Origin of the sequence: Shinella sp. 838 (assembly GCF_029623935.1) — a bacterium.
In the GTDB taxonomy this organism is placed as follows: domain Bacteria; phylum Pseudomonadota; class Alphaproteobacteria; order Rhizobiales; family Rhizobiaceae; genus Shinella.
The window spans coordinates 21,444-28,205 of record NZ_JARSBQ010000025.1 but is presented as its reverse complement, the minus strand read 5'-3'; the positions used below and the strand labels follow the sequence as shown (position 1 = coordinate 28,205).

The following is a 6,762-nucleotide window of genomic DNA, read 5'->3' as shown; positions in this document are numbered from 1 at the left end:
ACCAAATCTAAAAGCCCTCCCTTCGCGGAGGGCTTTTTGCGTTTGAAGCCCCAAAACAACCCCCCTTTTCCACCCCGCTAGCCGCAGCCCTATAATGCCAACGAAATCGGCAACGGAGATTGCCTGCGATTGATAACGTCTTTGCCAGTGAAGCAGCGCAGCCGTATTGACACCAATAAAATTTCACAATTAATATTGCAGTCAATTGATGGTCGCAATTTTTGATCTGCGTTTGCAGCTCGCCATGCCCGGGGAGGGGCGGGGTGAGAGCGATGGCTGCCGTCAAGCCGGTTTTCAGGCATCGGACAGGAGGATTTCGATGAACGATATTGCAACGGTGATCGACCTTGCGCAATTCCGCCGCCAGGTGGAAACCGTGACGACCATGGCGATGTGCCCGACGGCGATCGCCATCGAGAAGAACATCCCCGTCTATGACGGGGCCTCGGTCGATGACGGCATCGGCCCGGAATGGGCCTCGGTCATCGGCGAAGGGCCCGGTGTCTTCGTCGTCAAGCGCGCCTTCATCGATCCCGGCGCCATCGATGCGGCAAGCGATGTCTTTCGCAGCATCATCGCCGACGAGCGGGCGGCGGGTACGGCAGCCGGCGACCATTTTGCCAAGGCGGGCGCCAACGATCGCATCTGGAACTCGCTGCAGAAACTCTGCCTGCGCGATCCCGCCGTCTATGCCCGCTACATGGCCAATCCTGTCATCGATATTGCCTGCCGCGCCTGGCTTGGCCCGGGCTACCAGATCGCCACGCAGGTCAACCAGGTCCGTCCCGGCGGCAAGGCGCAGGCGCCGCACCGCGACTATCATCTCGGCTTCATGAAGCCCGAGCAGATGGCGGAATATCCGAGCCATATCCACGCCACCGGCCCGACGCTCATCTTGCAGGGCGGGGTCGCCCATTGCGACATGCCGGTGGAAAGCGGCACGACGAAGCTCCTGCCGCATTCCCAGCGCTATCTGCCGGGCTATGTCGCCGCCACGCGTCCGGAATTCCGCGATTACTTCGAGGAGAATTGCGTCCAGCTTCCCTTGGAAAAGGGCGACGCGATCTTCTTTTCCCCAGCGCTGTTCCATGCCGCCGGCGAGAACCGCACGGCGGACGTCGTGCGCATGGTCAACCTTATCCAGACGGCTTCCGCCTTCGCCCGCCATATGGAAAGCCTCGATAGCACCGCGATGGTCCGCGCGGTCTACCCGCATCTGGCGGCGCTGTCGCCGGCCGGGCGGCGGGCGGTGATTGCCGCGACGGCGGATGGTTATCCGTTCCCGACCAATCTCGACACCGATCCGCCGCTCGGCGGTCTTGCGCCCGAAAGCCAACAGGACCTCGTTGCCCGGGCCGTTGAGGAGCGCTGGGATCAGGTGCGCCTCGATACCGCTCTTTCGGCGCAAGGCGCAAAACGGGCGGCCTGACATCTTGGGTTACCCGCAAAGGCTTCGGGCGGGGAGCGAACAGGAAGCCGACTTCGGGAGGACGTTAAGCATGAAGAAAATCCTGCAATCCCTTGCCCTCGGCGTGCTGCTGGCGACGACGGCGCTCGCCGGTGCTGCCCATGCGGATGGCGAGAAATTCGTCTGGATCAGCCACGGCCCGGACAGTGACAGCTGGTTCAACGTCATCAAGAACGCGATCAAGGTGACGAACGAGCAGATGGGCGTGACGACCGAGTATCGCAACCCACCGACGGGCGACCTTGCCGACATGGCACGCATCGTCCAGCAGAGTTCGGCCGCCGGCGTCGACGGTATCATCGTCACCATCGCCGATTTCAACGTGCTGGAAGGGCCGATCAAGGATGCCGTCGCCAAAGGCATTCCAGTCGTCACCGTCAACTCTGGCACGGTGGAGGAAAGCCAGAAGCTCGGTGCGCTGATGCATGTCGGCCAGCCGGAATATGAAGCGGGCCTCGGCGCCGGCAAGCGTGCGAAGGAGGCGGGCATCAAGAGCTTCCTGTGCGTCAACCACTACATCACCAATCCGGCCTCGGTGGAGCGTTGCCGCGGCTTTGCCGAGGGCATCGGCGTCGAGCTCGGCAACCAGATGGTCGATTCCGGCATCGACCCGTCGGAAGTGCAGAACAAGGTGAAGGCCTATCTCACTGCCAATCCCGATACCGGCGCCATCCTGACGCTCGGCCCCAACTCGGCCGAACCGTCGATCCGTGCGGTCAAGGATATGGGCCTCGACGGTGACATCTATTTCGGCACCTTCGACCTTTCTGCGGAAATCTCCGCCGCCATCAAGGACGGCACGATCAACTTCGCGATCGACCAGCAGCCGTTCCTGCAGGGCTCGATCCCGATCCAGGTGCTGACGAGCTATGTGCGCTACGGCGTCGCCCCGGCCAATTCCATCTTCACCGGCCCGGGCTTCGTGACGAAGGACAACATCGCGCTGGTCGAGTCCCTGGCGGGCCAGTACCGTTGATCTGACGTTTTTACGGGCGCGGGCGGGCAGCCGCCCGCGCCCCGGTCTTTCGAGGCCCGATCTTTCGAGGGAGGAGAGTGCATTCATGACGGACGTCATTCCAGACGCGCTGAAGGACGAGCGCATCAAGCCCGTCTCGCCGCTCCGGCGCGCGCTGATCCGCCCGGAGCTTGGCGGCATCTGCGGCACTATCCTGGTCTTCCTGCTCTTTGCAGCGGTCGCTGGCGACAGCGGCATGTTCGCCGCCGAGGGCGTGATGAACTGGACGGTGGTGTCGGCCCAGTTCATGATCATCGCGGTCGGCGCCTGTCTCCTGATGATCGCCGGCGAGTTCGACCTCTCCACCGGCTCGATGATCGGCTTTTCCGGCGTCATGATGGCGATCCTGTCGGTCCATATCGGTGTGCCGCTGTGGCTTGCCATCGTCATCACCTTCGTCTTCTGCATTCTTCTGGGCGGCGTCAACGGCTGGCTGGTCATCCGCACCGGCCTGCCGTCCTTCATCGTCACGCTCGCCTTCCTCTACATCCTGCGCGGCCTGACGATCTGGGGCTCGATCTACTTCACGCGCCAGACGATCATCGGCGGCGTTGCGGAAAAGGCGGCCGGCGACTGGCTGGCGCCGCTCTTCGGCGGCAAGATCCTCGGAAGCCTCTTCACCTGGATGGGCGAGATGGGCTGGATCGCCACCTTCACCCGCGGCAACCGCGCCGGCCAGCCGGTCATCGACGGCATTCCCATGCTGGTCGTCTGGGCGATCGTGCTCGTCATCTTCGGCCACTGGTTGCTCACCCGCACCAAGTTCGGCAACTGGATCTTCGCGGCTGGCGGCGATGCGCTTGCGGCGCGGTATGTCGGTGTGCCGGTCAACCGGGTGAAGATCCTGATGTTCATGTTCTCGGCCTTCTGTGCCTGTGTCTTCGCCACCTGCCAGGTGATGGAATTCGGTTCGGCGGCGGCAGACCGGGGCCTGCTCAAGGAGTTCGAGGCGATCATCTGCGTCGTCATCGGCGGGGCGCTGCTTACCGGCGGTTACGGCTCGGTCATCGGCGCGGCGCTCGGGGCGATCATCTTCGGCGTCGTGCAGCAGGGCCTGTTCTTCGCCAATGCGGAAAGCTCGCTCTTCCGGGTTTTCCTCGGCGTCATCCTCCTGACTGCGGTGATCATGAACACCTACATCCGCCGCATCATCACGGGAGAACGCTGATGTCCGCCATCGTGGAGATGAGAAACATCACCAAGCACTTCGGCCATGTCATCGCGCTGGCCGGCGTCTCCTTCGACATAAGGCCGGGCGAATGCCACTGCCTGCTCGGCGACAACGGTGCGGGCAAGTCCACCTTCATCAAGATCATGTCAGGGGTCTACAGGCCGAGTGGCGGCGAGGTGCTGGTGGAGGGCACGCAGACGCTCTTCCAGAGCCCGCGCGATGCGATGACCGCCGGTATCGCCACCGTCTACCAGGATCTCGCGATGATCCCGCTGATGAGCGTCAGCCGCAATTTCTGGATGGGCCGCGAGCCGGAGCGCGGCGTCTGGCCGTTCAAGACCTTCGACACCGGCAAGGCCGACGAGATCACCGTCACCGAGATGCGCAAGATGGGCATCAACCTGCGCGGTCCCGATCAGGCGGTGGGCACGCTTTCGGGCGGCGAGCGCCAGACGGTCGCCATCGCGCGCGCGGTCTATTTCGGCGCCAAGGTGCTGATCCTCGACGAGCCGACCTCCGCACTCGGCGTACGCCAGACGGCGAACGTGCTCAGCACCATCGACCGGGTGCGCAAGCAGGGTATCGGCGTCGTCTTCATCACCCACAATGTCCGCCATGCGCTTGCCGTCGGCGACCGGTTCACGGTGCTCAACCGCGGGCAGACCCTGGGCACGGCCGAGCGCGGCACGGTGGATGCGGCAGCCCTGCAGGACATGATGGCGGGCGGGCAGGAACTGGCGCTGCTGGAAGCCTCGCTCGGCGGCACGATCTGACAAGACCAATCAGGCGCCGGGGCGTTGCTTTCGCTCCGGCCGCACACCGAGCGTTCATAGTGCAATGATTTCGCAATAAATGTTGCAAAAATGCTGCTCACGGAAAACCCGTGGGCCATCATCCGGGGAACAGAGAGAATGAAGAAGAAGCTCCGTCTTGGCCTCATCGGGTCGGGTTTCATGGGCAAGACGCATGTCTTCGGCTTCGCGGCCGCCGCAAGGGTCTTCGACTTGCCCTATGAGGTGGAACTGGCAGCTATCGCGGACGCGACCCCGGCACAGGCAGAAGCCGCCCGCGCAGCGCTCGGTTTCGGGCGCGCCACGGACGACTGGCGCAGCCTGGTGGCGGATCCGGAAATCGACATCGTCGACATCACGGCTCCCAATGCTCTGCACAAGGACATGGCGCTCGCCGCCATCGCCGCCGGCAAGCACGTCTATTGCGAAAAGCCGCTCGCTCCGCTGACGGGCGATGCCCGGGAAATGGCGGAGGCCGCAGAAAAGGCGGGCATCCGCACGCAGGTCGGCTTCAACTATCTCTGCAATCCGATGCTGAACCTGGCGCGGGAGATGATCGCAGTCGGGGAGCTCGGCGAAGTCCGCGGCTATCGCGGCCTTCATGCCGAGGATTACATGGCCGATGCCGCCGCGCCCTTCACCTTTCGCCACGATCCTGCCGGCGGCGGGGCGCTGGCCGACCTCGGCAGTCACGCACTGGCGACCGCCGAATTCCTGCTCGGCCCCATCGAGAGGGTGATGGGCGATTGCGTGACTGTCATCGCCAGCCGCCCGGATGGCAGAGGCGGTATGCGCACGGTGGAGACGGACGATATCGGCCGCGCCTTCCTGCGCTTTGCAAACGGTGCCACCGGTTCCATCGAAGGCAACTGGGTCGCCACCGGCCGCAAGATGCAGCACGATTTCGAGGTCTACGGCACCAAGGGTGCGCTCGCCTTCTCGCAGGAACATTTCAACGAGCTGCATTTCTACTCCACGGCCGACCGGAAGGGCCGGCAGGGTTTCCGCCGCATCGAGGCGGGGCCGGACCACGTGCCCTATGGCCGATTCTGTGTCGCGCCGGGCCACCAGCTCGGCTTCAACGACCTGAAGGCGATCGAGGTCGCCGGGTATCTGGAAGCGATTGCCGGCCTTCGGCCCGAGCCATTCAATTTTCGCGCCGGTCTGCGCATCCAGACGCTGGTGGAGACGATCCATGCCTCCGCGCGTGCCGGCACCTGGCGTGTCGTTGAGGCCGGCTGAACGAAGGAGGAGAGGAACCATGAAGACGGTTGGAGTGGGCGTCATCGGCGCGGGCGTGATGGGGGCGGAACATGCGCGCATCCTTGCCAGCGATGTCGCGGGCGCACATCTCGTTGCCGTGGCGGACGCCGATCTGTCACGGGCCGAGGCGGTCGGGCAGGGTGCGCGGCCGACGAGCGATGCACTGGCGCTGATCGCCGATCCCGCGGTCGAGGCTGTCCTCGTGGCCTCACCCGACGCCACGCATCACCGGCTGGTGCTGGCGGCGATCGCGGCGGGCAAGCCGGTTCTGTGCGAAAAGCCGCTTGCCACGAGCACGGCCGAATGTCTGGAGATCGTCGCGGCCGAACAGCACGCGGGCCGGCCGCTGGTGCAGACCGGTTTCATGCGCCGCTTCGATCCGGCCTACCGGGAGCTGAAGACGACGCTCGACAGCAGGGCGCTCGGCGCCCTGCGCATCCTGCATTGCCAGCACCGCAACGCCGCGGCGCTTGCCTGGTTCACCGGTGCGATGGCGATCACCAATTCGCTGGTGCACGAGATCGATGTCTGCCGCTGGCTGCTCTCGACGGAATACAGTGCCGTCACCGTCATTCCCTGCCCGTCGGAAGCCGAGGGGAGCGGCGACCCTGCGATGTTCGTTTTCGAGACGGAGGCCGGCAGCCTCGTTTCCGTCGAGGTCTTCATGAACGCCGCCTATGGCTATCATGTCCATGCCGAGGCCGTCTGCGCAGGCGGCACGATCGGCATGGCGCATCCGGCGCTCACCCGCACGCGGCGCAACGGCGCGGAGGAGGGGGCCTTTCCGGCAAACTGGGTTCCTCGCTTCCGCGATGCCTATCGCCTGCAGAATCAGGCCTGGATCGACGGCATCCGCAATGGAACGCCGCCCGCCGATGGCTCGACGGCCTGGGATGGCCTCGTCGCCACAAGTCTTGCCGAGCAGATCGTAGAGGCAATGGCGGCGCGCCGGCGCACGCCGCTCGTGCTGCCGGAACGGCCGCACTGAGCCGTGCAATATGCGGGTAATCGCACCAAACGTTGCGGATTATTCTTGACTTGCAATAAAAATTGC

General features: G+C 64.4%; 6 protein-coding genes. All 6 read left to right on the top strand.

Annotated features, from left to right (window positions below; genetic code table 11):
- Positions 1–319: 319 nt before the first annotated feature.
- The 6 genes from P9A16_RS33665 to P9A16_RS33640 all read left to right on the top strand — a co-directional run bounded on the left by P9A16_RS33665 (position 320) and on the right by P9A16_RS33640 (position 6,696).
- Positions 320–1,429: a phytanoyl-CoA dioxygenase family protein gene (locus tag P9A16_RS33665; protein ID WP_023515029.1), complete on the top strand. Its 1,110-nt coding sequence runs from the start codon at positions 320–322 to the stop codon at positions 1,427–1,429.
- A gap of 70 nt (positions 1,430–1,499) precedes the next feature.
- Positions 1,500–2,444: a sugar ABC transporter substrate-binding protein gene (locus P9A16_RS33660; protein ID WP_023515028.1), complete on the top strand. Its 945-nt coding sequence runs from the start codon at positions 1,500–1,502 to the stop codon at positions 2,442–2,444.
- Between the two features lie 85 nt (positions 2,445–2,529).
- Positions 2,530–3,651, top strand: a complete 1,122-nt coding sequence (locus P9A16_RS33655; RefSeq protein WP_023515027.1) for an ABC transporter permease — start codon at positions 2,530–2,532, stop codon at positions 3,649–3,651.
- Positions 3,651–4,427: an ATP-binding cassette domain-containing protein gene (locus tag P9A16_RS33650; protein ID WP_023515026.1), complete on the top strand. Its 777-nt coding sequence runs from the start codon at positions 3,651–3,653 to the stop codon at positions 4,425–4,427. Before P9A16_RS33655 ends, P9A16_RS33650 begins: the two co-directional genes overlap by 1 nt.
- A 138-nt stretch (positions 4,428–4,565) precedes the next feature.
- Positions 4,566–5,687, top strand: coding sequence for a Gfo/Idh/MocA family protein (locus tag P9A16_RS33645; RefSeq protein WP_037404922.1), 1,122 nt, complete (start codon positions 4,566–4,568; stop codon positions 5,685–5,687).
- Between the two features lie 19 nt (positions 5,688–5,706).
- Entirely contained in the window at positions 5,707–6,696 is a 990-nt protein-coding gene (locus tag P9A16_RS33640) for a Gfo/Idh/MocA family protein (protein WP_278026463.1), read from the top strand.
- Positions 6,697–6,762 lie beyond the last annotated feature (66 nt).

Bases quoted from the DNA above. Each gene is read 5' to 3' on its own strand.
- P9A16_RS33655 (WP_023515027.1), top strand. From the start codon at position 2,530: ATGACGGACGTCATTCCAGACGCGCTGAAGGACGAGCGCATCAAGCCC.
- P9A16_RS33645 (WP_037404922.1), top strand. From the start codon at position 4,566: ATGAAGAAGAAGCTCCGTCTTGGCCTCATCGGGTCGGGTTTCATGGGC.
- P9A16_RS33640 (WP_278026463.1), top strand. From the start codon at position 5,707: ATGAAGACGGTTGGAGTGGGCGTCATCGGCGCGGGCGTGATGGGGGCG.
- P9A16_RS33660 (WP_023515028.1), top strand. From the start codon at position 1,500: ATGAAGAAAATCCTGCAATCCCTTGCCCTCGGCGTGCTGCTGGCGACG.
- P9A16_RS33650 (WP_023515026.1), top strand. From the start codon at position 3,651: ATGTCCGCCATCGTGGAGATGAGAAACATCACCAAGCACTTCGGCCAT.
- P9A16_RS33665 (WP_023515029.1), top strand. From the start codon at position 320: ATGAACGATATTGCAACGGTGATCGACCTTGCGCAATTCCGCCGCCAG.